Genomic DNA, 25,576 nt, shown 5'->3' with positions numbered 1-25,576 from the left:
CAATCAGGTCAAGAGCGTGTTGAGCAAACGGTCGCACTCTCTGATGAACGGTAGTAGAAAGGGAAGTAAATGGCAGAAGATCTGGGTACTCCCTGGAAGAAGCTCGATGCCCCCGTGCCCGAAGAGGAGGTTGCCTGGGTAGACAAGTACTGGCGCGCGGCAAACTACATGTCAGTCGGGCAGATCTACCTTCGCAGCAACCCCCTCATGCGCTCCGACTTCGCTGACGAGAAGACCGGGGAGCTGCGCGACTTCGGCCGTGCGGACGTCAAGCACCGCCTTGTGGGCCACTGGGGCACCACGCCCGGTATCAACTTCCTGATGGGGCACGTCAACCGCTTCATTCACGATCACGGCCAGAACGTCGTGTTCTTCATGGGGCCGGGCCACGGTGGGCCCGCCGGCACCGCGCAGTCCCTGCTCGACGGCACCTACCGCGAGCGCTACCCGCAGATCACTGACGACGAGGCGGGCCTGCAGAAGTTCTTCCGTCAGTTCTCCTATCCCGGCGGCATCCCCAGCCACTTCGCGCCCGAGACACCTGGCTCCATCCACGAGGGCGGCGAGCTGGGCTACACCCTGAGCCACGCCTACGGCTCCGTGCTCAACAACCCCAGCCTGCTGGCCTTTGCCGTGGTGGGCGACGGCGAGGCGGAGACGGGGCCGCTTGCCACCTCCTGGCAGACCAACAAGCTCATGAACCCGCTCACCGACGGCATCGTCCTGCCGGTCCTGCACCTCAACGGCTACAAGATCGCCAACCCCACCATCCTCGCGCGCATCTCCGACGAGGAGCGCAACGAGTTCTTCCGTGGCATGGGATATCACCCCTACACCTTCGTGGCCGGCTTTGACGACGAGCCCGTAATCTCCATCCACCGTCGCTTCGCGGCCCTTCTCGAGCAGGTCTTCAACGAGATCTGCGACATCAAGTGGCGCGCCCTCGCCGGCGAGACCGAGCGTCCGGCGTACCCCATGATCGTGTTCAAGACGCCCAAGGGCTGGTCGTGCCCCAAGTTCATCGACGGCAAGAAGACCGAGGACAGCTGGCGCGCGCACCAGGTGCCGCTGGTCTCGGCGAAGGACACCCACGAGCACTTCCGCGTGCTGCGCAGCTGGCTGCGCTCTTACAGGCCCCATGAGCTCTGGGACGAGAACGGCTCGCTGCGACCCGAGGTCACCGAGTTCATGCCCCAGGGGGAGCTGCGCCTGGGCGCCAACCCCAACGCCAACGGAGGCCTCCTGCGCGAGGACCTCGAGCTGCCGGACATCCACGCCTACGAGATCCCCGTCAACGAGAAGGGCCACGGCTTCGGCACCACCGAGGCCAGCCGTGTCTTCGGCGACTACACGCGCGACGTCATGAAGCTCAACCTCACCAAGTTCCGCGTCTTCGGCCCTGACGAGACGGCCTCCAACCGCCTGCAGGCCGCCTACTCTCTCACGGACAAGCAGTGGAACGCCGGCCACAACGCGGACCCCGAGAACGACATCCACATGAGCTCCTCGGGTTCTGTCATCGAGCAGCTCTCCGAGCACCAGTGCGAGGGCCTTCTCGAGGGCTTCCTGCTCACTGGCCGCCACGGCGTCTGGTCCAGCTACGAGAGCTTCATCCACGTGGTTGACTCCATGGTCAACCAGCATGCCAAGTGGCTCGAGGCAACCGTGCGCCACATCCCCTGGAGGGCGCCCATCGCCTCCCTCAACATCCTGCTCACCAGCCACGTCTGGCGTCAGGACCACAACGGCTTCTCCCACCAGGACCCCGGCTTCGTGGACGTGCTGCTGAACAAGAACTTCCACAACGATCACGTGGTCAAGATGTACTATCCCGCCGACGCCAACATGCTGCTGGCCGTGGGCGAGAGGTGCTACCAGTCCACCAACAAGATCAACGCCATCTTTGCGGGCAAGCAGCCCTCTCCCACCTTCCAGAGCATCGACGAGGCCAAGGCCGAGCTCGCCGAGGGCGTGGCCGAGTGGGAGTGGGCGGGCAACGTCAAGGCGGGGCAGAGGCCCGATTTGGTCCTCGCCTCCTGCGGCGACGTTCCCACCCTGGAGCTGCTGGCCGCCTCTGACGCCCTGCAGGACCTGGGGCTCAAGGTGAAGTTCGTCAACGTCGTGGACCTGCTGAGCATCCAGAACGCCAGCGAGAACGACGAGGCCGTCTCCGACGAGCGCTTCGCCGAGCTCTTCGGCACGGACGTGCCCGTGCTCTTCGCCTTCCACGCCTACGCGCACAGCATCCATGGCCTGATCTTCGACCGTCCGGGCCACGACAACTTCCACGTTCACGGCTACATGGAGGAGGGCTCCACCACCACGCCCTACGACATGCTGCGCCTGAACGAGATGGACCGCTGGGCCCTCGCGGCGCATGCCCTGGAGCTTGTGGACGCCGGCAAGTGGGCCGACAAGATCTCCGAGTGGCGCGCATTCCGCGACGAGGCGTTCCAGTTTGCCTGCGACAACGGCTACGACCACCCTCGCTTCACCGAGTGGGTGTGGCGTGACGTCCTGGAGGCCCAGGACAACAGCGCCGCCGCCATGTCTTCAACCGGCGGCGACAACGACGAGTAGCCTGCGGGCCCCGTTTCGCCCCGTGCGAGCGCATGAGTGAGGGGCTCCCCCGGCAGATGCCGGGGGAGCCCCTGTCTTTGCCTCTGATCACCTGAGGGCTAGCCTCGGCTCCTCCTGCCCCTCAGCCGCAGGCCGAGGCCCAGAGACCCGGCACCGGCTCCTAGGAAAAGAGTGCCGGTAACAGGGCCGAGGTCGCCCGTTCGGGGAAGCGCCGACTTTGGTGCGCCTGGCTTGGGTGTGGTGGGCGTCGGAGGTGTGGGAGGGGGTGTAAGCGTGTTGGTGAAGGCGGCAACGGCCGTCTCGCCGGCCACGAGCCTGCCCTCTGCCCCCTCGGAGGACGTAACGAAGCCGTCCTGGTTCGCACGGAGCTCCTCCACTTTGTAGTTGATGCCGACGGGAAGCCCCTTGGCCTCTGCCGACTGGCCCGAGGCCAAGGAGAGGCGAGCGACACCGTTCTCGAAGGCCATGTCGCCGTAGCTTCCGCTCACGTCCTTGTCGTCCAGGGTAACGACGAAGTCGAACTTCTGGTTCGCGATGGCTGTGGGGTCTGTCGCAACGATCGTCTTCGTCACTTTGAGCGCGCTCGTCGGCTTGGGGTGAACTACCACCTTGGAGCGACTCTCGTGGGAGTTCACGACCAGGACGCCGACGTTGGGGATGTCACTCTGCACGCCCTTGCTCATGACCGCATTGATTACCAGCTTGAGGTCGTGGCTCTTGCCTTCGCCGAACAGCTCGTTCGTGGCGAGGGAACGGATTCCCTTGGGAGTGAGGGAGGCTAGCACGCGCGTGCCGCCCTCCTCGGCAGAGACGGTGATTGCCGCTAGGTCGCCTGGGGTCTGGGCGCCGGAGCCGGCCTCCCAGCTGGTGACGGTGGAGCCATCCAGCAGGAGGGTGGCGCTTTGCACCTTGAGGCGGGCGTCGAGGAGGTCGGACAGCTCGACCTTCTCGTATGCGATGGACAGGTGCAGGTTCGTGGGGTCATACTCGCAGTTATAGGCGGCTGCTGGGGGAAGGACGCTTGCGAGCTTGAAGCTCAGCGCGTCTCCGGCCTCGGCCGTCACCTCTGGGCCGCCGTCCACGGTCTTCTTGACCTCGGGCTTCTCGCCGAAGTAGAGCTTAAAGGGCGTCTTTCCCATCAGGTAGTTGACGCCGGGGAGGCTCGCGTCAGGGGTTCCCGCGTTACCCTGCAGCCCGTCGACGAGTACCCATCCCTCGTCGGTGACGCTCACCTCGTAGCTATCGCCTGTCTTGTAGAGGTGGTGGACGGCCATGTACCCGTTGGGCACCTGCTCAACCTTCATGGTGTATGTGGATCCCCAGGCGAGGCCCTCGAAGACCAGCCGTCCTTCGAAGTAATCTAGGGTGGCCGAGGTCTTGGTGGTCGTGTTCCCGTGTGCGTCGGTCAGGGAGACGACCACGCCGTTGAGTCCTTCCGTAGAGGGCATGCTCGGGGTGTTGCCCGTGGCGGGCACGCACTGGAGGACGAGGGCCGATGTCCTCGCGCTTTCGTCCCAGTAGGGTGCCGCGTCCGCCGCCAGTGCGGGACGGGCCTGCAGGCTGGCCGTAATCATCAATGCCAACAGCGAGAGCAGGCCCGCGCGGGCCATCCAACGCCTCATGTTCGATTCCTCCGCTTCGTCGTTGGTGTGCCATGAACCCCTCCTGTATACCATGAGCACGCAGCGAGGCAAGACATCGCCAGGTGGCGGGCTGGTAGTCGTACCAAGACCGAGGGGTCGGCGTGTCTGCTTCGCCCATTGGTCTGTGTTTTTGGACGGTGCCCTGTCGCAGGTCACCGAATGCCTCGCACTCGTTGTCCCAGACCGTATACTTGTCCTGTCATACATGAGGAGGGCACGCGTGGCATCGATGGGCAACAAGGACTTCAACGACCTGGACGACCTCGGGCGCATGCTCGAGCGCAAGGGCACGGACGTGGCGAGGCAGGTGGGAGACGCCATCTCCAAGGTTGACTTCGCGGGCATATCAAGCTCCATCGAGAGGGCCGCGAAGAGCGCGGCGCGCGAGCTGGGCCTCATGAGCCATGCCCCCTCTCCCTACGTCATCTGCGACCAGAGCCTGAAGAAGCACAGCACGGGCAACTACGTGGGTGCCTTCTTCCTGGGATACATCGGCCTGTCCATGCTGCCGGCATCCTGCACCGCGATGGGGGACGCGGGGCTCCCGGGGTTCGTTCCCATGATCGCCCTCTCGGCGCTCTTCTTGCGCATGGGGTGGAAGCAGCTGGTCAAGGCCCGCGGCTCCAGGCAGCTTTCCGATGCCGTGACGCGCGTCTCGGGAGCCCTGGGAGGTGCCCAGAGCATTTCCCTGTCCGAGCTTGCCGTCCGCGTGGAGATGAGCATGGACCGCTTGCGCCCCCAGCTTCAGGCGGCCATAGCAAAGGGGCTCATTCCCGAAGGGCATTTGTCGTCCCCCCTGGGGACCGAGACGCTCTACCTCACGGATGCGGCCTATCGCGAGGCCTGCCGGCAGAGGGAGCTCCAGCCCCAGCCCCAGGAGCCGGCTCAGGGCGAGCTGCCCGCGGACGCGCGGGAGGCGCTTGACGCGTTTGCCAGCTTCGCCACCGGCATCCAGCAGGTGCGTCTGCGCATCGTGGACGATGGCGTGCGGTCGTCGCTTGACGGGATCGTGCTCAGGGTGAGGGGGCTCTCCAGCTATCTGGCGTCGCATCCCGCCTGCGCCCCCCAGCTGCGGCGCGTGGTGAGCTACTACCTGCCCCAGACCACCAAGCTGGCGGAGTCCTTTGCCCAGCTGGAGGAGAGCGGCTCGGCGGGCGGCAACGTCGCCACCATCAAGGACGAGCTGCGCGAGGCGCTGGACATGGTGGACGACGGGCTCACCAAGGCCCTGGACAACCTGCTTGCGGAGCAATCCTGGGACATAGCGGGCGACATCAAGGTGATGCGCACCATGCTCGAGCAGGACGGCCTTGCCGAGGGGGACGACACCCTCAGGCCCTAGCGGCTGAAACCCTTGTTCCCACCCGGCTTGTGGCTGCGCCCTGGTGGGTCAATGCCTGCCACAAGGCGCTCCAACGCCCCAAACCTTGCGTTTGCCCACCTGTGGGGGCTCCTCGGGTAGGTAGACGTGCATATTTTGCCCCGCATGGGCCGAGAGTTGCGAGTTCGCCCACCGCCAGGGCGCCTGGAGGTGGGCGAACCGGTGAAAATGTGCCTCCGGAGGCCGAAAGTGGCGTCTCTGTCCACCCGAGGCGAGCCCCAGCGTCCCCTAATGCTGGGAGGCTGCCAGCAGCTTGGCCTTCAGCTCCCCCTCGATCTTGCCCAGCTCGGCCTCGGCCAGGCGGCGCCTCTCGCGGCCCTCGGCCTGGATGCGCGACACCTCGTCCAGGGTTGAGATGAGCTGCTCGTTGGTGTGGCGCAGGGTGTCCAGGTCAACCACGCCACGCTCCGCCTCCTTGGCGGACTCGACGGTGGCCACCTTGAGCCTGTCGGCGTTCTTGCGAAGCAGCTCGTTGGTCATCTCGGACACCTCGCGCTGGGCGCGGGCGGCCTGGTTGGCGTGCTCGACGCCCAGGGCAAGCACCATCTGGTTCTTCCACAGGGGGATGGTGTTTACCACGGTGGACTGGATCTTCTCGGCCATGACGGCGTCCGACGCCTGAACCATGCGGATCTGCGGGGCCGTCTGCAGGGCCACCTGGCGCGTGAGCTCAAGATCAAAGATGCGCTTCTCGAAGCGGTCGCACTTCTGTGCCAGGTCGCGTGCAAGCTGGGCGTCCTCGGCAAGTCCGCTCGCCTGGGCCTTTGCCTGCAGCTGCGCCAGCTCCCCCGCCCTGACCAGCGAGAGCTTCTCGCGGCCGGCGGCAACGTACATGGTGAGCTCCTTGAAGTAGGCCTCGTTCAGGGCATAGAGCTGGTCGAGCATGGAGATGTCCTTGAGCAGCGTGCGCTGGTGCCCCTCGAGCACGTCGGAGATGGAGCGCACGTTCTTCTCGACCTCGGTGTAGCGCGTCTTGAGCGACTCTAGGTTGTTCTTCGCCCTGTTGAAGAGGCCGAGGATGCCGCCCTCCTTCTGGTCCGGGTCAAAGTTCCTGAGGGTCACCACCAGCTTGTTGATGTCCTCGCCGACCTCTCCCAGGTCGCGCCCGCGCACGCCGGCCAGCGCGCGCTCGGAGAACTCCGACACCTTGCGCTGGGAGCCCACGCCGAAGGCAAGAACGCCAGCGGTGTTGGTGATGTCGATCTTCTCGACGAAGGCCGAGACCTTCTCGCGTTCCTGTGGCGTGAGGGAGGAGGTGATGTCGTCCTCCTCGCCGGCGTCGGGGATGACCGTCAGCTCGGGCGCTGCGGGAGCCTCCTCGCCAAACTCCAACTCCACCTCAGGTGCCACCGGAATCTCCATATCAAAGTCCCGCTCGACGTCCGACATGCGTCCTCCTCCATAGATGACCTGCCAGCTGTTTGCTGAGAAGATTCTATCGCAGCGCTCCGCGATGCATATTCGTGCGCAATCCCGTGTTTGCTATGCTTGTGTGCACACCTGTCCCAGCTCTTCAGACACGAGACGACGGGAGAGAGATGTCCAGCTACGTCATTGTCACCGAGTCAGGCTCTGACATCCACGAGCAGACCGCGCGGCGCCATGGGCTCACCATCGTGCCCATGCACGTGAACTTCGGGGATGAGTCGCGCGAGGACGACAGCTTCCCTTCGGAGGAGCTGTTCGAGCACTATCGCGCGACGGGCCGCCTGCCCCAGACGGCCGGCTGCTCGCCCCAGGACTTCATTGACGCGTTCGATGCCATCCACGGTGCCCAGCCCAGCGCCCACATCATCTACCTGGCCTACTCTGCCGCCACCACCATCTCGTTCAAGAGTGCTCATCTGGCAGCCGAGGGCCGCGACTACATCACCATGATTGACACCAAGGCGGTCTCGGGTGGCCTCAGGCTCATCGTCACCAACCTGGCACGCCAGATAGAGCTCGAGCCGGACATGCCCCTCGAGCAGGTCAAGGGCTTCGTGGCAGACCAGGTGGAGCGCCTGCGCTTCGTCTTCATCCCCGGCGGCCTCGACTACCTGCGCGCGGGCGGCAGGCTCTCGAACATCGCGTTCCTGGGCGCAACGCTGCTGCGCATCAAGCCCGTGGTGGAGGTCGTGGACGGCAGGCTTGTCGCCACCAAGAAGCGGCGCGGCCCCATGCTCAAGTGCGTGGGCCAGACGGTGGAGGAGCTCCTGGGCCGGGAGGAGCTTGACCTCTCGCGCGTGAACCTCACCTACACCGAGGGAGACGAGCCGGACCGCGTCACGCGCGTGCTGGTGGAGACGCTGCTGCGCCGTGCCGGCGTCCAGGAGGTCGAGTGGGTCAAGTCCGGCTGCGTCATTGCCAGCCATGCGGGGCCGGGCGCCTTTGGCATGGCGGTCCTCGCCGCAAGGGCCGACTAGACATGCTGGGGCGCAGGATCACCACCATCGTCACGCACGACGTGCTGTTCAGCAGCGAGCCCTTCACCCGCGTCAAGCTCTGCGGCATGCACAGCGAGCAGGACATCACCACGGTCAACGAGGTCAGGCCTGACCTCTGCGGCTTTGTGGTCAACTGGCCAAGCTCCCACAGGCATGTGGACCGAGACCAGCTGTGGCGTCTGGTCTCGAGGCTCGACCCCACCATCCCCGCGGTTGGCGTCTTCAAGGACCAGCCCCTGGGATACGTGTCCGAGCTAGCGGACGAAATCCTGGACGTGGTGGAGCTGCGCGGCAGCGAGGGCAACCCCTACATCACCTTCCTGCGCGAGCTGGTTGACATTCCCATCCTGCAGGTCATTCGCATGGAGGGTCCCGAGGACGTGGAGCGTGTCGCCCAGAGCAAGGCCGACCTCGTGCTGGTGGACAGCCGTCCCCTGGTGCGCGGCGAGCTCGACTGGTCCGTGCTCGAGGGCGTCTCTCGTCCCTACATGCTGGGCGGAGGCCTCACGCCAGAGAACGTGGCCCAGGTCATCGAGGACGTGCGGCCCTGGGGAGTGGACCTGAGCTCCGGCGTCGAGACGGGCGGGGAGAACGATCCGGATAAGATGCGCGCGACCGTTGCCGCAGTGCGCGGCGCGCAACTGCGAGAGGAGTAACGATGAGGGAGCTTCGCTTTGCGACCATTGGCTCCAGCGCCATCACCGAGCGATTCGTGGACGCGCTGGCGCAGACCGAGGGTGCCGCGTATGCGGCGGCGTACTCGCGCGACCTCGAGAGGGCGCGCGCCTTTGGGGGGCCACGCGGTGCCAGCGCCTTCTTCGACTCCCTGGATGAGCTGGCCTCCAGCGACTCCGTAGATGCCGTCTATGTTGCCTCGCCCAACGCACTGCATGCGCCGCAGGCGCGCCAGATGCTCTCCGCGGGCAAGCACGTGCTGGTCGAGAAGGCCTTTGCGTCCAACGAGCGTGAGGCGCAAGGCGTGTTCGAGCTTGCCCGGGATTCTGGCGTGGTGTGCCTCGAGGCCATGCGCAACCTCTACACGCAGGGCTTTGCCAACATCCGCTCAAGCCTTCCCAGGCTGGGCACGCCTAGCCAGGCGAGCTTCCGCTTCGGCAAGGTCACCTCTCGCATCGCCCGCCTCCAGGCGGGGGAGTACGTGAGCCAGTTCGACCCAAGGCTCTCCGAGGGCGCGCTCATGGACATCGGCGTCTACTCGGTGGAACCGGCGGTGGCGCTCTTCGGCAGGCCGCGGCGCGTGTGCGCAAGCGCGGTCACCCTGCGTCCCAACTGGTGCGAGGACGAGCGCTACTCCTGCATAGACCTGGGGGGCTGCCTGATCCTTGAGTACGACGGCCTGGTGGTGGACGTCAACTACAGCAAGCTGGCGGACGATCTGCTGGAGTCCCAGGTCGCGGGTGATGCCGGCACGCTGCACTGGGGCGAGCCCTCCGCCCCGCGCGACGTCACTCTCAACCCGCACGAGGACAAGGGCATGATCTATGGGGACATCGCTGGCGCGGGCCAGCTCATCAAGGCGGATGACCCCCAGAACGACATGCGCTGCGAGCTGGAGCTCTTCGTGGCCGCCGTGCGTGGTGACGCCGACGCCCTGGCGCGCGTGGCAGATGCCGAGAGGACCACGCTGGGCGCCCTTTCCGTGATGGACGAGGCCCGTGTCCAAATTGGCGTGCGCTTCCCTGCGGACGAGGAGTAGGGCCTCCCGGCCGCCCACCTTCGGTTGGCCCACCTCCCATCGCGTGCCGTCTGGCCTGGCGATTTCTGAAGCTTGCGTCGCGGGCGAATCGCGCCCGTGCGGCTTGGGTATCTACTTGGGGAGTCCCCGATTCGAGGAGCCGCACATGACCGAAGCCACGATGCCAGAGCCTCCCGCAGATGACGCCATCTTTGGCGGCCGGTTGCCGGCGCTGCGAGACGCGCTTGCGCAGCTCCTAGCCAGCATCGAGTCCATTCGCCACGAGCTGCGAGAGACGCGCGGAGAAGATCCCGTGGAGCATTGCCTGGGCCGCATCAAGACCGCTGGGAGCCTGCGCGAAAAGTGCCTGCGCAAGGGAGTCGAGCCCACGGCGGAGGCGGCCTTCCGACACATCACCGACATTGTGGGCGTGCGCGTGGTCTGCGCCTTCCTGGACGACGTCTACCTCGTGCGCGACCGCATCGCGGCGCTGCCGGGCATGGTCATAGAGGAGGAGACGGACTACATCCGTCACGTCAAGCCAAACGGATACCGCAGCTACCACATGGTGGTGAGCCTCGATGGCGGCCCGAGGGCAGAGGTCCAGCTCAGGACCATCTCCATGGACACCTGGGCCGCCCTCGAGCATCAGATCAAGTACAAGCGCGACCTCAAGGGAGACCTCGAGCTCATCACCAGCGAGCTCAAGCGCTGCGCGGACGAGCTGGCATCCACGGACCTCTCGATGCAGACCATCCGCAATATGATCAGCGCGGGCGAGGAGGCGCAGCAATGAGGCTTCTGGTGGCAGACGACACGCGCGACCTCAACCGTGCCCTCACGGCACTGCTCGAGAGGAGCGGCTACGAGGTGGTCTCGGCCTTCGACGGGCAGGAGGCGGTAGATCGCGTGCTCGGCGAGAGCTTCGACGGCATAATCCTGGACATCATGATGCCGCGCAAGGACGGCCTCAGCGCCCTGCGAGAGCTGCGCGAGCGCGGCATAGAGACGCCCGTTCTGCTCCTGACCGCAAAGTCCCAGGTAGATGATCGCGTACGTGGTCTTGACGCAGGAGCTGATGACTACCTGCCAAAGCCCTTCGCCCTGAAGGAGCTGCTTGCCCGCGTGCGCGCCATGACCAAGAGGCGAGCCGACTCAGGGCCGTCCGAGCTGCGCTTTGGCGACATCCGCCTCGACCTCGGCAGCTCGGAGCTCTCTGCCGAGAACAGCGTGCGCCTCTCGGTGAAGGAGCTCGAGCTCCTGCGCCTGCTCATGATGAACGCCGATCGGCCCCTGGGTCCCGCCTTCATCCTGGGGCAGGTGTGGGGCGAGGACGGGCAGACGGGCCCCGACGTCCTGGAGCTCTATCTCTCCTACCTGCGTTCCAAGCTGGACTCCGTGGCGTCTGACGTGCGCATCGAGGGCTCGGACGAGGAGGGCTGGTGCCTGCGCTCCAGGCCGGCCCTTGGCCCTGACCCGGACAAGGCGTAGGGGGCGTCATGGGTGCCCGTGCCATACAGCGCCTGCGCATCAAGATCGTTGCCATCATGCTGGCGGCGTTCTTCGTGGTCATGCTCCTCATCGCGCTGCTCGTGAACGGTGCCTACATCGGGCTTGCTCATGCCCGCATGGGCTCGCTGCTCGACGCCATCGTTCAAAACGATGGCGAGCTCCCGGACGAGAAGGCAAACGACTCCCTGCCCTCGACGTATCGGGCTGTGCGCTATTTCCTGGTGACGCTCGACGAGAGCGGCCGCATGGTGGACTTCGATGGGACCTACGACGATGCGGTGACGCCCATGCAGGCGGAGGTGCTGGCGCGTGAGGTCTCCTCGTCCTTCCTCCGCCTGGGGTCTGTGGGCAACTACTACTACAAGCAGGTGGGGCTCTCGGACGGCGGCTCCGTCCTGGCCTTTGTGGATGGGTCGGTTGAGCTGGGGGAGGGCAGGGAGGTCCTCTCGCTGACCCTGCTCTTCCTGGGCGGGGGCCTGCTCATCGCGTTCGTTCTGGTGCTCTTCCTCTCTCGTCGTGCGATTCGCCCAGAGATCGAGGCGGCCCGACGGCAAAGCGAGTTCGTCACCAACGCGAGCCATGAGCTCAAGACGCCGCTCGCCGTCATCCGGGCAAACACGGAGCTCATGGAGACCCTCCAGGGCAGCAGCGAGTGGACCTCCTCCACCTTGAGGCAGGTGGACTACCTCGACGGCCTTGTGAAGAACCTGGTGGAGATAGCCCGCGCGGACGAGAGGGACGACGACTCCGTGCAGGAGCAGGACGTCTCGGCCGTGGTGGCCGATGTCATCGAGCCCTACGAGGCGGTGGCGCAGAGCCGCGGCATAGGCCTCGAGCGGTCGCTGCAGCCTGGCGTCGTCGCGCTGGCTGACGAGGGGCGCCTGAGGCAGCTGGTGCGTCTCTTGGTGGACAACGCCGCCAAGTACTGTGACGAGGGTGGCCGCATCAAGGTGGCCGTCACGGGCGTCAGGAGGGCCGCCATCTCGGGCCCGCGCCGCCGCGGGGCGAGGATCGTGGTCTCCAATAGCTACGCCGCGGGCGCCAACCAGGACTACAGTCGCCTCTTTGAGCGCTTCTACCGCGCGGACCAGGCCCACAGCAACCAGTCAGGCTATGGCATAGGCCTCTCCATCGCCCAGAGGATCTGTGAGCAATACGAGGGAAGCATTCGCGTGGCCTGGAGGGACGGAATCATCAGCTTTAGCTGTATCCTGTTCTGACGGTGACCAAGAGGGATGGGGGAGTGCGTGAGGCTTCTGGAAGATCGAATCAGGCATGACGGCACGGTCAAGAGCGACCAGGTTCTCAAGGTTGACTCCTTCCTCAACCATCAGATCGACCTTGGCCTCCTGCGGACCATGGCGCATCAGTGGTGCGAGGACTTCAAGGACGCTCCCATCAATAAGGTGCTCACCATCGAGGCGAGCGGCATAGCCATCGCCGCCGTCGTTGCCGAGGAGTTTGGCGTTCCCGTCGTGTTTGCCAAGAAGAGCCAGAGCGTGAACCTGGATGGTACCGTGTATGCCACCCAGATCACCTCCTTCACGCATGGCCGCGTGTATGACGTGATCGTCTCCACCAAGTTCCTTGGCAAAGACGATCACGTGCTGATCGTGGATGACTTCATGGCAAACGGATGCGCCATGGAAGGCCTGCTAGAGATCTGCCAGGCCGCAGGCGCAAAGGTGGAAGGCATTGGCATAGCCGTGGAGAAGGGCTTCCAACCTGGTGGCGACAGGCTGCGCGAGAGGGGCTATCGCGTGGATTCCCTGGCCATCATCGAATCCATGGACCCCGTCACCGGCCAGATTACCTTCCGTCCCTAGGCCCATCTTCTCTCGACCTCACGTGCCCCCCAGTCCATTACGGAGAGAACCCTGTCACCTGGCGGCATGATTGAGGCCCCATGCAGTTGTTATTTCTTAATTTGCCCACGGACCCTGTCTCTTTATGACAGGGTCCGTGGGCTTTGTGCTGTCAGGGTTATTTTTTAATAAAATAGATAAAAAATTTTTAAATTGCAGCTAACTTGCAGTATAGTTATATATTTAATGCATAGGCATACTGATAAAACACGTAATTACCTTGATTAACTTCTGTTCAGCTGTGACCATCGCGCCCATAGGGGGGGACGACGTGATGGGAGATGGCTCATGGCAGTGATTTTTTCTCATGGAAGCTCGCTTGAGCTTCTTCGGGGAGTACCGCCTCAGCTGAAAATCGCAAAAAGGCTAGAGAGCGAACTTGAGATAGAAAAGTGCTCGACGGTCCTTCGTCCTACAAGTGGCTCCTGCTCGTATCAGGGCGTATCTTGCGTCTCTGCACCCTTTCATGTTCTTGTTGGAGATGCCGTGCGCCGCAGCCGCTCTGACCTTGTAAGGACGCATTCCCTCTCGACCCCTTTGATACCTAAGGACGTTCTGATGGAGTTGGGAGAGGGTCAGTATTTCTGTGGTTCCGAGCTCACGTTCATCCAGATTGCCGCAAATCACAGTCTTTGTGCCACCGTTGTTTTGGGCTACGAGCTCTGCGGCTGCTACTCCCATTTTCCAAAGATGGTCTCGGGTTTCTACGGCCGCCCGGCACTGACCAGCGTTGATCGGTTGAGGAAGACAATCGATCTGTTTCCCAGGATGCGAGGTACGCATAAGGCTCGGGAGGCCTTGAAGTGGGTGAAAGACGGGAGCGCATCTCCCATGGAGACTATCGTGGCATGCGCTTTGACGCTTCCCGCATCAATGGGAGGTGCGGGGTTTTTACATGCGACATTGAACCATGAGGTGACCCTTGACCCAATTGCCGCGGCCCTGGCGGGGCGCAAGACCTGCCGTGTTGACCTTGCCTGGCCGGAGTTCCGTGTAGGCCTTGAGTATGACAGCGAGGCTTTTCATAAGAACCCAACCTCTGACCTGGCGAGAAGGGAAGCTCTTTCTCACATGGGGTACCAGATAGTGACACTTGATCTTGCGAGGATCGGATACTTCCCAGAGCTGAAGAAGGTCATATCCTTCCTGGGGAGCGTGCTGCCCCAGCGGCATGGTGGCTGTGCCAGGGATTCTGACCTGAAGGGACTGCTGCGCCGACTGAGAAGGGCAACGAGGATGGGGGTTGGTCTTGAGAACACGCTCTTTCCCGTGAACGTGCCCCATGGGCTATTGGACATTCACGTTTAAAGAACGGCTTGCCCAGAAATCGTGTCGATGAGTGTCAGGGTATGTTTGCTTATCTCTTCTCACCACGATAAAAGTTAGCCAGACCCTGTCGGTGGGTGACAGGGTCTGGCTACAGGCTTGGGCGCATGCCATGCGGTGACAGGATATTTAGGCCAAATGGGAGTTATTAGCCAAAATCGGGTGAAATCATGTCAGGAGAAGACAGGATTTGTCCGCCTCCCTACGCGCCGAGGAAGATGGAGAGGAACGCCACCACAACACCCATGATGGACTCGCCACCAAGGACGCCAGACGCCAGGACCAGCCCCCTCTCCTGGGACTCGTCGGGTCCCTCGCCCCTTCTGGCACAGGCCCTGTCATAGGCGAGCTTGGCAAGCGCTCCCAAGGAGGCGGTGAGCGTCATGAAGAAGGGCAGGTAGACGCCCAGGCCTATCATCATGGACGGGATCTTGGCAAAGTAGAGGCCAATGCCTGCGGCCAGCCCTATCGCAAAGCCCCACACGCTGGGGATGCCAGACACCATGGTGGCGACAACGGAGGCCTGCGCAGAGACGAAGGTCCTGTCTGGCCCAAAGGCGTCGGGTCCGTAGGCGCTCACCAGAACCACCATGACGCCAGCGGCAACGAGGGCGCCCAGCACGCCGCCAATGGCCTGTCCAAGCCACTGGGCTCGAGCATCGGTGCCCAGGATGTGGCCGGCCTTGAAGTCGTTCATCACGTCTCCGGCAAGGCCGCAGGCAACGGCAACCACACCGGCAATGAAGAAGAGCTGAACCTGGGGCGTCTTGGACATCGCGGAGACGATCAGCAGCACGATGAGACCGAAGATCTCCATGGGGTCTATGCCGGTCTGGCCGCAGGACTGCGCGCTCATGATGGTGGTCACAAAGGTGAGCAGCACCACGGAGACGGCGGAAACGGGCGCGACGCCCAGGCCCAGGCAGACGAGGACTGCGATGGTGGCAGTGGCCAGGCCCAGGATGCCCGCGTCAAGGCGCAGGCTACCGCTGACGAGAGAGACGGCCATGCCCTCCTCGGAGCCGGTCACGTCCCCGCCGAGCCCTCGCACGATGACAGCGGCCTTGGGCAGGATGTCCTTGATGACCACGGCGATGCCGGAGCCCATCATGAGTCCCATTCCCAGGCTCTTGACGATGCCCTGGCCCGTGGCAACGTCCCACCAGCCCAGGCTGCCCGCGCCCCAGATGAGGCCAAAGTTGGCAAGCACGCCGCCGGCAAGCCAGAAGGCCACGGCTGCACCACCCACGAGGAATCCCACGGACAGCATCATGGGGGAGTTGTACACGCCAAAGCTCACCCCTGGGACGGGAAGCTGCAACAGCATCGGGGGAATCAGGTGCAGGAGGTCCCTCAGCACGCTGTAGGCGGCGGCGACGCCCATCGAGCCAAAGAGCTGCCGCCCGGTCTTGCCACCAGCCTCCGTGGCGCGCAAGGTCTCTGCGGCGGCGCGACCCGTGGGGAACTCAAGCTCGGAGTCAACGATGAAGTGGTGGTGGATGAAGGCGGTGCATACCAGGCCGAGGCCGGTGCCCGCGAGGGCCACGACGAAGATCTGCAGCCAGCCAACCTGGTCCGCGAGTCCCAGCATCCAGGCTCCGGGAATGGTGAAGGCAAGGCCCCCGGCAACCATGGCCCCGGCGGACATGATGGTGTGGGTCACGTTGGCCTCGTTGAGCGAGGCGTTGCCCAGGAGCTTCAGGAAGAAGAGGGAGATGACGGCCGCAAAGATGATGGGCCAGGGAAGCGCTCCCAGCTTCAAGGCGGTGTAGATGGAGGATGCGGTGATGACGGCGCAGCCGAGGCAGCCGATGATCACTCCGCGCAGCGTGAGCTGCCCGCGCCACGAGGCGCGCCTTGGTGAGTTGTCCATTGTGTGCTCCTTTGCGTATATCCGCTTCCCCTGCTGCCCCTGCCTTGGCGTGGGGCGAGAAGTCGGGTTACTGGGATGTCTGCCGAGAGGGACGGTCGCGGCAAACTTGCTAGAGTGTAGCGCAGAGCAAGCGTTTGGGGACTAGGGACAGCCATGCAAGCAGATGCCTTCGAGAAAAGACCCTCCGTCGCGGAACGCGACTCGTTCGTCCTGTGCGTGGACGTGGGCAACAGCCGGAGCTCGTTTGGCCTGTTCGCCTGGGACGCGGGCGCGCAGGACGAGCCTCTGGCCCGCTGGGAGTCCAGCACGTTGGCCCAGCTCACCTCAGACGACGCACGGCTCTCGCTGCTGCAGGTCCTCTCGCTGATGGGGTCAGACCTCGGGCTTCGGGCGGGGGAGCTGAGACGCCCTCGTGCGGCCATTCTCTCGTGCGTGGTGCCGAGCCTCGTTGAGGTCTGGGTGCAGGCGCTTTCGCGCGTGTGCGAGAGGAGGCCCCTGGTGGTGGGGCCGGGCCTCAAGACAGGCCTCAAGATGCGGTATCGCGACCCTGCCGAGATAGGCTCCGACCGCATAGCCGACGCCCTCGCCGCCAGAGAGCGCTATGGCGCGCCCGTCATTGCCCTTGACCTGGGCACCACGCTCAACGTGGAGGCAGTGGGGGAAGACGGCTCCTTCCTTGGCGGCATCATAGCCCCGGGGCTTGACATGGGCGCCCGGGCCCTGAGCCAGGACGCTGCCCGCCTGCCCGTGGTTGAGCTGGGGAGGCCCGGTGCGGTCATAGGCCGCTCCACCAGGGAGGCCATGCTCTCGGGCATCGTGCTGGGCGAGGTTGCCCGCATGGAGGGCCTTGTCGCCCGCGTCCAGGCGGAGCTGGGGCAGGTGGCGCCCGTGGTCATCACGGGAACGAGGGCCGATGAGCTGGCGGAGCTCGTCTCCTTCGAGGCAAAGGCGGACGCCAACCTCACCTTCAGGGGGCTGCACCAGCTTTTCCTGCAAAACGAGAGGCCCGCACGCTAACGCGCCCGGGGCAAGGCCCGTTCCTACAACCCGTGCGACGAGAAGAGCGGATCGTCCTGCCAGGGCACCACGCCGCCTTCGGGCGACTCCAGCGTCGCCGGGACGTCTATGAGCCGCTGGTTGCTCGATCCTCGGAAGCGCAGCGTGATGTCGTGCAGGTCCTGCACGAAGGGGCCGTCGACGAGCACGTCCAGGGTGTCCAGGATGCGGTCCGTGATCTCCCCCAGGTTCCAGGCGCCGCCTGGTGCCAACTGCTCCCAGGTGTGTCCCGAGTACATCCAGATGCTCTTGCCATCGCCATAGTGCTCGCGCACGCGCTCGAGGAAGCCCACCAGTCCCTGCTGGTTCTCGGGCTCCATGGGCTCTCCCCCCAGGATGGAGAGCCCATCTACGTAGGGGGCCTCAAGGGACGACAGGACCTTCTCCTCCACCCCCTCGGTGAAGGGCTCACCTGACGAGAAGTCCCAGGCAACCTCGTTGAAGCAGTGGGGGCAGTGGAGACGGCATCCCGAGACGAACAGCGTGGTGCGCACGCCCACGCCGTTCGCGATGTCGAAGTACTTGATGTTGGAGTAGTTCATGCCCTCTCCGTCCACCGCCCTGTGCTGCCCCTGTGGATGGGCTCGCGCCGGACCCAGCCCATGAGGTCCGGCGCGAGTTCTGAGCGCGAAGGCGCGAGGCTGCCCGAGTGAGGGGCCTCATGAGCTGGGTCCCTGCCGAGCGTGCTCCTACAGGTGCAGCACGCGGTCCTTTATCTCTTCCGTGCGGCCCTGGTTCCAGAACTGGGTGCCAATGTAGCCGCAGGTGCGACGGGCGACGTTCATCTTCGATTGGTCGTGGTTGTGGCAGTGCGGGCACTCCCAGACCAGCTTGCCGTCGTCCTCCACGATCTGAATCTCCCCGTCGTAGCCGCAGACCTGGCAGTAGTCGCTCTTGGTGTTGAGCTCCGCGTACATGATGTGGTCGTAGATGTACTGCATGAGGCGAAGCACGGCCTCCAGGTTGTCCTGCATGTTGGGCACCTCCACGTAGGAGATGGCTCCTCCCGGGGAGAGCCTCTGGAACTCGCTCTCGAACTGCAGCTTGGTGAAGGCGTCGATCTCCTCGCGGACGTTCACGTGGTAGGAGTTGGTGATGTAGCCGTGGTCGGTGATGCCCCTCACGTTGCCGAAGCGCTTCTGCAGGCACCTGGAGAACTTGTAGGTGGTGGACTCCAGGGGCGTGCCGTAGAGGGAGTAGTCGATGTCCTCGGCGGCCTTCCACTCGGCGCACTTGTCGTTCATGCGCTGCATGACGGCGAGGGCAAAGGGCGTGGCCTCCTTGTCGGTGTGGCTGTGGCCCGTCATGTGCTTCACGCACTCGTAGAGCCCGGCATACCCAAGGCTGATGGTGGAGTATCCGCCATAGAGCAGCTTGTCGATGGGCTCGCCCTTCTTGAGGCGGGCGAGGGCCCCGTACTGCCACAGGATGGGGGCGGCGTCGGAGAGCGTCCCCCTGAGGCGGTCGTGCCTGCAGCGAAGGGCCTTGTGGCAGAGCTCGAGCCTCTCGTCGAAGATCTCCCAGAACCTGTCCTCGTCCTGACCGGAGGACAGTGCCACGTCAGGCAGGTTGATGGTCACGACGCCCTGGTTGAAGCGGCCGTAGTACTTGGGCTTGCCAGGCTCGTAGTTGCCGGCGTTGGCCACGTTGCCGTAGCCGCCCTCGGAGCGGTCGGGCGTGAGGAAGGAGCGGCAGCCCATGCAGGTGTAGACGTCGCCGTTGCCCTCGGTCTCGCCCGTCGAGAGCTTGTACTCCCTCATCTTCTTCTCGGAGATGTAGTCCGGGACCATGCGCTTGGCGGTGCACTTGGCGGCAAGCTTGGTGAGGTAGAAGTACTCGCTGTCCTCGCGGATGTTGTCATCCTCGAGCACGTAGATGAGCTTGGGGAAGGCGGGGGTGATCCAGACGCCTTCCTCGTTCTTCACGCCCTGGTAGCGCTGGCGCAGCATCTCCTCGACACAGAGGGCGAGGTCGTGCTTCTCCTGAGGGCTTCTAGCCTCGTTGAGGTACATGAACACGGTGATGAAGGGGGCCTGCCCGTTGGTGGTCATGAGCGTGACCACCTGGTACTGGATGGTCTGGACGCCACGGGCGACCTCCTCGCGCAGCCTCCTCTCGACCAGGACGTCGATCTTCTCCTGGCCGGGATTTGCCCCTATGGCCTCCATCTCCGCGAACACCTGGCGGCGGATCTTCTTGCGGCTGACGTCCACGAAGGGGGCAAGGTGGGCAAGCGAGATGGACTGGCCGCCGTACTGGGTGGAGGCGACCTGGGCGATTATCTGCGTGGCAATGTTGCAGGCGGTCGAGAAGCTGTGGGGCTTCTCGATCATGGTACCGCTGATAACGGTGCCGTTCTGGAGCATGTCCTCCAGGTTCACGAGGTCGCAGTTGTGCATGTGCTGGGCGTAGTAGTCCGCGTCGTGGAAGTGGATGATGCCCTCGTTGTGGGCGGCAACCACGTCAGGGGGGAGCAGCTCCCGCATGGCGAGGTCCTTGGAGACCTCTCCGGCCATGTAGTCGCGCTGGACACTGACCACGGTGGGGTTCTTGTTGGAGTTCTCCTGCTTGACCTCCTCGTTGTTGGACTCGATGAGGGACAGGATCTTGTCGTCCGTGGTGTTCTTCTGGCGCCTGCGGCTCTGCACGTAGCGGTAGATGATGTACTTTCGGGCCACGGAGAAGCGGTCGAGGGCCATGATCTGGTCCTCGACGAGGTCCTGGACCTCCTCGACGGTGACGGTGTGGCCAGCGGCCTTGCAGGCGTCCTCGACGTTGGCCGAGGCAAAGCGGACCTCGCGCTCGGTCAGGCGCTCGTCCTCGCCAACCTCTGCGTTGGCCGCCGAGATGGCATTGACGATCTTCTGAAGATCGAACTGAACCTCTGAACCATTGCGCTTGATGATCTTCACGGCGATCCCTCTGTCTGGCCCGTCCTGCTGGACTCGCTGCAGGAATGTTTACGTGGAACCTATCATGCCACAAGTTCTTGGGGCAAAACCATAAGTTAACCACCAGATATAGTTGATAAGTCTGTTCAAAGCTTGTTGAGAAGCATTAAGCCGCAGGTAGAAAATGCGCGTTCTGACTGTCATTACTATTGTGTCCGGGGGTCCGCTCGGTGAACGGCCGCCGAGGCACGCAAAGTCCCAGTTGGCGCCTGAAAACAGATATGTAGGAATTGTGTGTTCGTGTATGGGTATGACGAGGGAGACGCGCTTTTCGTCCTGGCGGGACAGGGCTACCCTGTTGTTGACAAGTGGAAATGCCACGAGGGGAGACGGGCATGCCGGTGCCGAGCGAGAGGCAGAGGATGCTCCAGGGCCTTTTGTACAACGCCGAAAGCGACGCGGAGCTGGTCTCGGAGCGCGCTCATGCGGCCGAGCTCTGCTTTGAGCTGAACCACACGCGCCCCTCGGAGGCGCAGGCGCGCCAGAAGATCCTCCTCCAGCTGCTGGGACGTCATGGCAGGCAGCTCGAGATCCTCTCGGACTTTCACTGCGACTATGGCTACAACATAGAGGTGGGAGAGAACTTCTACATGAACTACGGCGGGGTCATCCTTGACTGCGCCACGGTGAGCTTTGGCGACAACGTCCTGGTGGGCCCCAATTGCGGCTTCTACACCGCGGCGCATCCGCTTGACGCGAGGAGGCGCGGCGCGGGACTCGAGCTTGCCCTCCCCATCAGCGTTGGGGACGACGTGTGGCTCGGCGGGGGAGTGAGCGTGCTGCCGGGCGTCAGCATCGGCAGCGGCACCGTCGTGGGCGCGGGCAGCGTGGTCACGCATGATCTGCCCGCGGGAGTCATCGCCGTTGGCAACCCCTGCCGCGTGCTGCGGCGCATTGACGAGGAGGAGCTATGAGCAGCGCTTCGGAACCGGTCTGCGGGAGCATCTACCTGGCAGGTGGCTGCTTCTGGGGAATAGAGCACCTGATGAAGGCCCTGCCGGGCGTCACCGACACCTGCTGCGGCTATGCGAACGGGACGCGCGACCCCCAGGGGGACGCCGACTACCGCACGGTCTGCACGGGCGAGACGGGCTTTCGCGAGACGGTCCGCGTTGACTTCGATCCCTGGGTCACCTCCGTGGACGCCCTGCTCTACGCGCTGTTCCAGGTGATAGACCCGGAGCTTCGAAACCAGCAGGGCAACGACGTGGGAAGCCAGTACCAGGCTGGCGTGTACTGGAGGGCGCAGGACAAGTCCATTGCCGCCTCTGTGGAGCGCATCTGCGGGATGGAGCGCTCGCGCCACCCGGGCTTTGCCGTGGAGGTGAAGCCGCTTGAGAACTTCTACCCTGCCGAGGAGTACCATCAGGACTATCTGGACAAGAACCCCGACGGCTACTGTCACGTTCCCCGGGCCACCATTGCCCGGCTCGCCCAGATGGAGTACGACCCGAGCTACTACGAGGAGGCCTAGCGGGCGCGTGTCGCGGCGGGCCCACAGTCACCAGGAGTCAATCGATGTCATCAATATGGAGCACCCCCGCACCCGTCAAGGCGGCGTTCTTTGACGTGGACGGGACCCTTCTCTCCTTCAAGGACCACCGCATCCCCGAGACGGCCCTCGTGGCCCTCACCGAGCTGGGAAAGAGGGGTGTGAAGTGCTTTCTTGCAACAGGTCGCGCCCCCTATCAGGTGGATGAGGTTCCCGTGGACAGCTTCGAGGCCTTCATCCTCTTCAACGGCCAGCTCTGCCTGACGCGCGACGAGGTCTTCCACGACGAGTGCTTGGACAAGGGCGATGTTGCGGCGGTGGTGGAGCAGGTCAGGTCAGGACTCTACAACTGCGTCTTCATGGAGCGTGGCCGCTGCTACGCGAGCGGCCACGACGACGGCGTTCGTGCCATCGAGCAGGCAAGCGGCTCCGTCTTCCCGGACGGCGACATAGGGGAGGCCCTGGAGAACGACGTCTACCAGCTCAACATCTACCTGGGCCCTGGGCAGACGGGCATTGCCAAGGAGGCGGCGAGCCACTGCAAGTTCACGCGCTGGTCTCCGCACTTCGTGGACGTGTTTCCCCAGTACGGCGGCAAGCACGCTGCCGTGAGGCGCATGCTCGAGCGCTACGGAATCGCCCCCGAGGAGGCGGTCGCCTTCGGCGACGGCGGCAACGACCTTGCCATGTTCGGCGTGGTGGGCACCTCCGTAGCCATGGGCAACGGGAACCCCGAGGTCAAGGAGCAGGCAGACTACGTCACCGATGACGTGGACTCAGGCGGCATCTACAACGCCTGCTTCAGGCTGGGCCTCCTCTAGGGGCGAGGGGCACAAGCCCGCTCAGCGCATGGCGCGTGCCGCGTTGAGCACGCAGAGCACCATGACGCCCGTGTCCCCGAACACGGCAAGCCACATGGGCGCGACGCCCAGGGCCGCAAGCGCCAGGATGGCGGCCTTCACGGCAATGGCGAGGGCTATGTTCTGGCGCGCTATGGACAGGGTGCGGCGGGAGATGCCGATGGCCTCGGCAAGCCGGGAGGGCTTGTCGTCCATGAGGACCACGTCTGCCGCCTCGATGGCGGCGTCAGATCCCATGGCACCCATGGCGATTCCCACGTCGGCCCTGGCCAGAACGGGCGCGTCGTTGATGCCGTCTCCCACGAAGGCGAGGCTGCCCCTCTTGCCGCTGCCATGCGCCTCCGCGAGCAGGCGCTCCACGTGGCCCAGCTTGTCTGCGGGCAGCAGGTCCGCATGGTGTTCGCCCAGCCCCAGCCTGCGGGCAATGTCTGCTGCCACCTTCTCCTGGTCTCCGGTGAGCATGACAGTGCGCTTGACGCCGATGGCGTGAAGCGCCGAGATGGCACGCTGGGCGTCCTCCTTCACCTGGTCCGCCACCACGATGTGTCCCGCATACTGGCCGTCGAGGGCAACGTGCACGATGGTCCCCGCGTGCGAGCAGGGCTTGAACCCACAGCCGATGTCGTCCATCAGGCGCTCGTTGCCGACGGCAACCTCCTGCCCGTTGACCGTTGCCTTGATGCCCCTTCCGGCAAGCTCCTGGATGCCGGAGACCTCGCAGCCGTCATCCGCGCTTCCGTAGGCGTCGCGCAGCGCGCTGGCGATGGGGTGGGTCGAGAGGCTCTCGACGTGAGCGGCAAGGTGGAGCAGCTCCTCCTCGTCGATGAGCGAGGGATGCACCGCCTCGACGGCAAAGCTCCCGCGCGTGAGGGTGCCCGTCTTGTCGAAGGCGATCACCGTGGCGTTCGCCAGCGCCTCAAGGTGGTTGGAGCCCTTGATGAGGATTCCGCGTCTCGACGCGCCGCCGATCCCGCCGAAGAAGGTCAGGGGGACGCTGATGACGAGGGCACAGGGGCAGGAGACGACCAGGAAGGTGAGGGCGCGGATCAGCCATCCCGAGAAGCTGGCCATGAAGTCACCGCTCAGGATGGGCGGGACAACGGCCAGGACCAAAGCGGCGTAGACCACGATGGGGGTGTAGACGTGCGCGAAGCGGCGGATGAGGCTCTCGCTGCGGGACTTGCTCTTGTTGGCACCCTCTACCATGTCCAGGATGCGAGAGGCGGTCGACTCTCCAAACTCCTTGGTAACGCGCACCCTCAGCACGCCTGACTCGTTGACGCAGCCGCTGATGACGTCGCTGCCCACCCGAACGTCACGAGGCGCGCTCTCGCCCGTGAGGGCAACGGTGTCGAGGCTGGAGCTGCCCTCGATGACCGTGCCGTCGAGGGCGACCCTGTCTCCGGGACGCAGGACCACGACGTCCCCCACGTGGACCTCGCCGGGGCTGACCACCTCGAGCGAGCCGTCGCGCTCGAGGCGGGCGCTGTCTGGCCTGATGTCCATGAGCTGGGTGACGGAGCGGCGGGTGCGGTCTGACGCGACGTCCTCGAAGAGCTCCCCCACCTGGAAGAAGAGCATGACGAACACGGCCTCGGCAAACTGCTCGGTCCCACCGGGGAGAAAGCCCACGACGAGCGCGCCGATGGTCGCCACGGCCATGAGGAAGTCCTCGTCGAAGGCCTCTCCCTCCCGCAGGCACTCGAGCGCCTCGAGGAGCACGTCATAGCCTGCCACGAGATAGGCAGGGAGGAACAGCAGCAGCTCCTGCCAGAGGGCGGGCGCCAGGCCCCGCCTCAGGAGCACGGCCACCACCAACAGTGCCGCAGACGTGATGATGCGGGCCAGCTTGACCCGGTTCTCCCTCTCCTCCATGGAACCTCTCCCGTCTTGGACGTAGCCCCAACCGTCCCGTTTCCCTCATGACTTAATATATGAGCAATTACTCATAATATATGGTGAGACTATAGGATTCAAGACCTTTTGCTGTCAAGGGAATTTGTCCGAACGGTGCTGGCACGCTGGGCTGCGACTATCCCTGCACACCCTCCGCGGCATTGGGGGTACCATCCGCCTCGGTGATAACCTGGGTGAGGTCGAGGTCGAGGTCAACCGTGCCCCTGATGCCGTCAACCTCGCCCTTGGTGGTGTACTGCCAGAGGCCGAAGCGCAGGTCCATGGTGGGACGGTAGTCGTACTCCGCATACCAGTAGCCAAACTGGCGCAGCTGGGTGAGGTCGTACATCGAGAGATCGTACTGGTTGCCGTAGATCACGGCGCGGTAGCCGTTGGACTCGCACCGCTCGCAGAATGCCTTGGCGATCGCAGTGAACTCGCTGCTGGTCAGCTTGCCCAGGCGGTCCGTGCCGTCGGTGGCGGGCTCCATGTCAAAGGCGACGGGGTAGGCAAGATTGGCACCCGCCAGCGTCTTGGCCACGAAGTCCGCCTCCTCGCGCGCCTCCTGCACGGTTGTCGCCTGCGAGAAGAAGTAGACGCCGATGCTCAGGCCAGCCTGCTGGGCCGCGGCGAAGTTCTCCTTGAACCTGGCGTCCATCGCGATGTTCCCAGCCACGGACCCCCGGTAGCCTATGCGGATGTAGGCGAAGCTGACGCCATCCGCCTTGACCTTGGGCCAGTCGATGCTCGCGTTGTGCTCCGAGACGTCCACGCCCAGCTTGGAGATGGTCCTGCCGCGGCTGACGTAGGAGTAGTGGTTGCTCTTGATGTTGAGGAGGTCCCAGTCAAAGGGCGTCTCGTAGAGCTTGGTGCCATCCTTGACGCCCATGTCTATGCCCTGGGGCTGGATGATCTCTGGGAGCGGGCCCACGCTTGGGCCCGCATGCCTGCAGAGCGTGAGGCGCAGGGCCATGCCGAGCACGAGCAGGGCCGCCAACAGCACCGCGATCCTGACAAAGGGG

At 64.3% G+C, this 25,576-nt stretch carries 21 protein-coding genes; 14 read left to right on the top strand and 7 right to left on the bottom strand.

Translation table 11 applies throughout. The features are described 5' to 3' along the window. The first annotated feature begins 69 nt into the window (after nt 1-69). Nucleotides 70-2,580, top strand: a complete 2,511-nt coding sequence (locus CZ375_RS06330) for a phosphoketolase family protein (protein WP_077598406.1) — start codon at nt 70-72, stop codon at nt 2,578-2,580. Between the two features lie 98 nt (nt 2,581-2,678). Here CZ375_RS06330 and CZ375_RS06325 read toward each other — a convergent pair whose 3' ends face one another. After that, nucleotides 2,679-4,202 carry an isopeptide-forming domain-containing fimbrial protein gene (locus tag CZ375_RS06325; RefSeq protein ID WP_077598405.1) on the bottom strand — a complete coding sequence of 508 codons (1,524 nt, stop codon included), beginning with the start codon at nt 4,200-4,202 and terminating at the stop codon, nt 2,679-2,681. A gap of 241 nt (nt 4,203-4,443) precedes the next feature. Between CZ375_RS06325 and CZ375_RS06320 the strand changes: the two genes are divergently transcribed. After that, nucleotides 4,444-5,565, top strand: a complete 1,122-nt coding sequence (locus tag CZ375_RS06320; protein ID WP_143803088.1) for a hypothetical protein — start codon at nt 4,444-4,446, stop codon at nt 5,563-5,565. A 267-nt stretch (nt 5,566-5,832) separates the two neighbouring features. Here CZ375_RS06320 and CZ375_RS06315 read toward each other — a convergent pair whose 3' ends face one another. After that, complete coding sequence (locus CZ375_RS06315) at nt 5,833-6,993, bottom strand: toxic anion resistance protein (protein WP_077598403.1); 1,161 nt, start codon at nt 6,991-6,993, stop codon at nt 5,833-5,835. Nucleotides 6,994-7,142: 149 nt separating this feature from the next. Between CZ375_RS06315 and CZ375_RS06310 the strand changes: the two genes are divergently transcribed. From CZ375_RS06310 to CZ375_RS06275, 8 genes are all read left to right on the top strand, one after another. After that, a complete protein-coding gene (locus CZ375_RS06310; protein WP_159438387.1) occupies nt 7,143-8,009 on the top strand; it encodes a DegV family protein in 867 nt (288 codons plus the stop codon). A 2-nt stretch (nt 8,010-8,011) separates the two neighbouring features. Beyond that, entirely contained in the window at nt 8,012-8,686 is a 675-nt protein-coding gene (locus CZ375_RS06305; RefSeq protein WP_077598401.1) for a phosphoribosylanthranilate isomerase, read from the top strand. A 2-nt stretch (nt 8,687-8,688) separates the two neighbouring features. Next, complete coding sequence (locus CZ375_RS06300; protein WP_077598400.1) at nt 8,689-9,744, top strand: Gfo/Idh/MocA family protein; 1,056 nt, start codon at nt 8,689-8,691, stop codon at nt 9,742-9,744. A gap of 145 nt (nt 9,745-9,889) precedes the next feature. Continuing rightward, nucleotides 9,890-10,519 carry a GTP pyrophosphokinase gene (locus tag CZ375_RS06295; RefSeq protein ID WP_200799711.1) on the top strand — a complete coding sequence of 210 codons (630 nt, stop codon included), beginning with the start codon at nt 9,890-9,892 and terminating at the stop codon, nt 10,517-10,519. Beyond that, a complete protein-coding gene (locus CZ375_RS06290) occupies nt 10,516-11,214 on the top strand; it encodes a response regulator transcription factor (protein ID WP_077598399.1) in 699 nt (232 codons plus the stop codon). The genes CZ375_RS06295 and CZ375_RS06290 overlap by 4 nt, the downstream gene beginning before the upstream one ends. Nucleotides 11,215-11,222: 8 nt before the next feature. Beyond that, entirely contained in the window at nt 11,223-12,455 is a 1,233-nt protein-coding gene (locus tag CZ375_RS06285) for a sensor histidine kinase (RefSeq protein WP_077598398.1), read from the top strand. A 27-nt stretch (nt 12,456-12,482) separates the two neighbouring features. Continuing rightward, on the top strand, nt 12,483-13,061 hold the full coding sequence (locus CZ375_RS06280; RefSeq protein ID WP_077598787.1) for a xanthine phosphoribosyltransferase: 579 nt from the start codon (nt 12,483-12,485) through the stop codon (nt 13,059-13,061). Between the two features lie 327 nt (nt 13,062-13,388). Beyond that, entirely contained in the window at nt 13,389-14,408 is a 1,020-nt protein-coding gene (locus CZ375_RS06275; protein WP_143803086.1) for a hypothetical protein, read from the top strand. A 220-nt stretch (nt 14,409-14,628) separates the two neighbouring features. On the opposite strand, the gene CZ375_RS06270 is transcribed toward CZ375_RS06275, so the two are convergent. After that, nucleotides 14,629-16,299, bottom strand: coding sequence for an OPT/YSL family transporter (locus CZ375_RS06270; protein ID WP_077598396.1), 1,671 nt, complete (start codon nt 16,297-16,299; stop codon nt 14,629-14,631). 153 nt (nt 16,300-16,452) lie between these two features. Here CZ375_RS06270 and CZ375_RS06265 point away from each other — a divergent pair, with 153 nt between their 5' ends. Next, on the top strand, nt 16,453-17,316 hold the full coding sequence (locus tag CZ375_RS06265; protein WP_077598395.1) for a type III pantothenate kinase: 864 nt from the start codon (nt 16,453-16,455) through the stop codon (nt 17,314-17,316). 23 nt (nt 17,317-17,339) lie between these two features. Here the strand turns inward: CZ375_RS06265 and nrdG are convergent, their stop codons facing one another. Together nrdG and nrdD are read right to left on the bottom strand one after the other, a co-directional pair. Further along, the gene (gene nrdG, locus CZ375_RS06260) at nt 17,340-17,897 is read right to left on the bottom strand and encodes an anaerobic ribonucleoside-triphosphate reductase activating protein (RefSeq protein WP_077598786.1); all 558 of its coding nucleotides are present in this window, start codon (nt 17,895-17,897) and stop codon (nt 17,340-17,342) included. A 147-nt stretch (nt 17,898-18,044) separates the two neighbouring features. Further along, nucleotides 18,045-20,267 carry an anaerobic ribonucleoside-triphosphate reductase gene (gene nrdD, locus CZ375_RS06255; RefSeq protein WP_077598394.1) on the bottom strand — a complete coding sequence of 741 codons (2,223 nt, stop codon included), beginning with the start codon at nt 20,265-20,267 and terminating at the stop codon, nt 18,045-18,047. Nucleotides 20,268-20,641: 374 nt separating this feature from the next. On the opposite strand from nrdD, the gene CZ375_RS06250 reads away from it, so the two are divergent. Genes CZ375_RS06250 through CZ375_RS06240 form a run of 3 tightly spaced genes read left to right on the top strand, consistent with a single transcriptional unit; the run spans nt 20,642 to nt 22,619 of the window. Continuing rightward, nucleotides 20,642-21,220, top strand: coding sequence for a sugar O-acetyltransferase (locus tag CZ375_RS06250; protein ID WP_200799710.1), 579 nt, complete (start codon nt 20,642-20,644; stop codon nt 21,218-21,220). After that, nucleotides 21,217-21,780, top strand: a complete 564-nt coding sequence (gene msrA, locus CZ375_RS06245; RefSeq protein ID WP_077598393.1) for a peptide-methionine (S)-S-oxide reductase MsrA — start codon at nt 21,217-21,219, stop codon at nt 21,778-21,780. Before CZ375_RS06250 ends, msrA begins: the two co-directional genes overlap by 4 nt. Before the next feature lie 44 nt (nt 21,781-21,824). Beyond that, nucleotides 21,825-22,619, top strand: a complete 795-nt coding sequence (locus CZ375_RS06240; RefSeq protein WP_077598392.1) for a Cof-type HAD-IIB family hydrolase — start codon at nt 21,825-21,827, stop codon at nt 22,617-22,619. A 21-nt stretch (nt 22,620-22,640) separates the two neighbouring features. On the opposite strand, the gene CZ375_RS06235 is transcribed toward CZ375_RS06240, so the two are convergent. Together CZ375_RS06235 and CZ375_RS06230 are read right to left on the bottom strand one after the other, a co-directional pair. Next, nucleotides 22,641-24,533 carry a heavy metal translocating P-type ATPase gene (locus CZ375_RS06235; RefSeq protein WP_077598391.1) on the bottom strand — a complete coding sequence of 631 codons (1,893 nt, stop codon included), beginning with the start codon at nt 24,531-24,533 and terminating at the stop codon, nt 22,641-22,643. A gap of 157 nt (nt 24,534-24,690) precedes the next feature. Then, on the bottom strand, nt 24,691-25,576 hold an 886-nt coding region (locus tag CZ375_RS06230), incomplete at its 5' end, for a glycoside hydrolase family 25 protein (protein WP_159438386.1).

It is taken from the genome of Olsenella urininfantis, assembly GCF_900155635.1.
In the GTDB taxonomy this organism is placed as follows: domain Bacteria; phylum Actinomycetota; class Coriobacteriia; order Coriobacteriales; family Atopobiaceae; genus Olsenella_G; species Olsenella_G urininfantis.
Note: the sequence above shows the minus strand (reverse complement) of the source record. Positions and strands in the feature narration are given on the sequence as shown.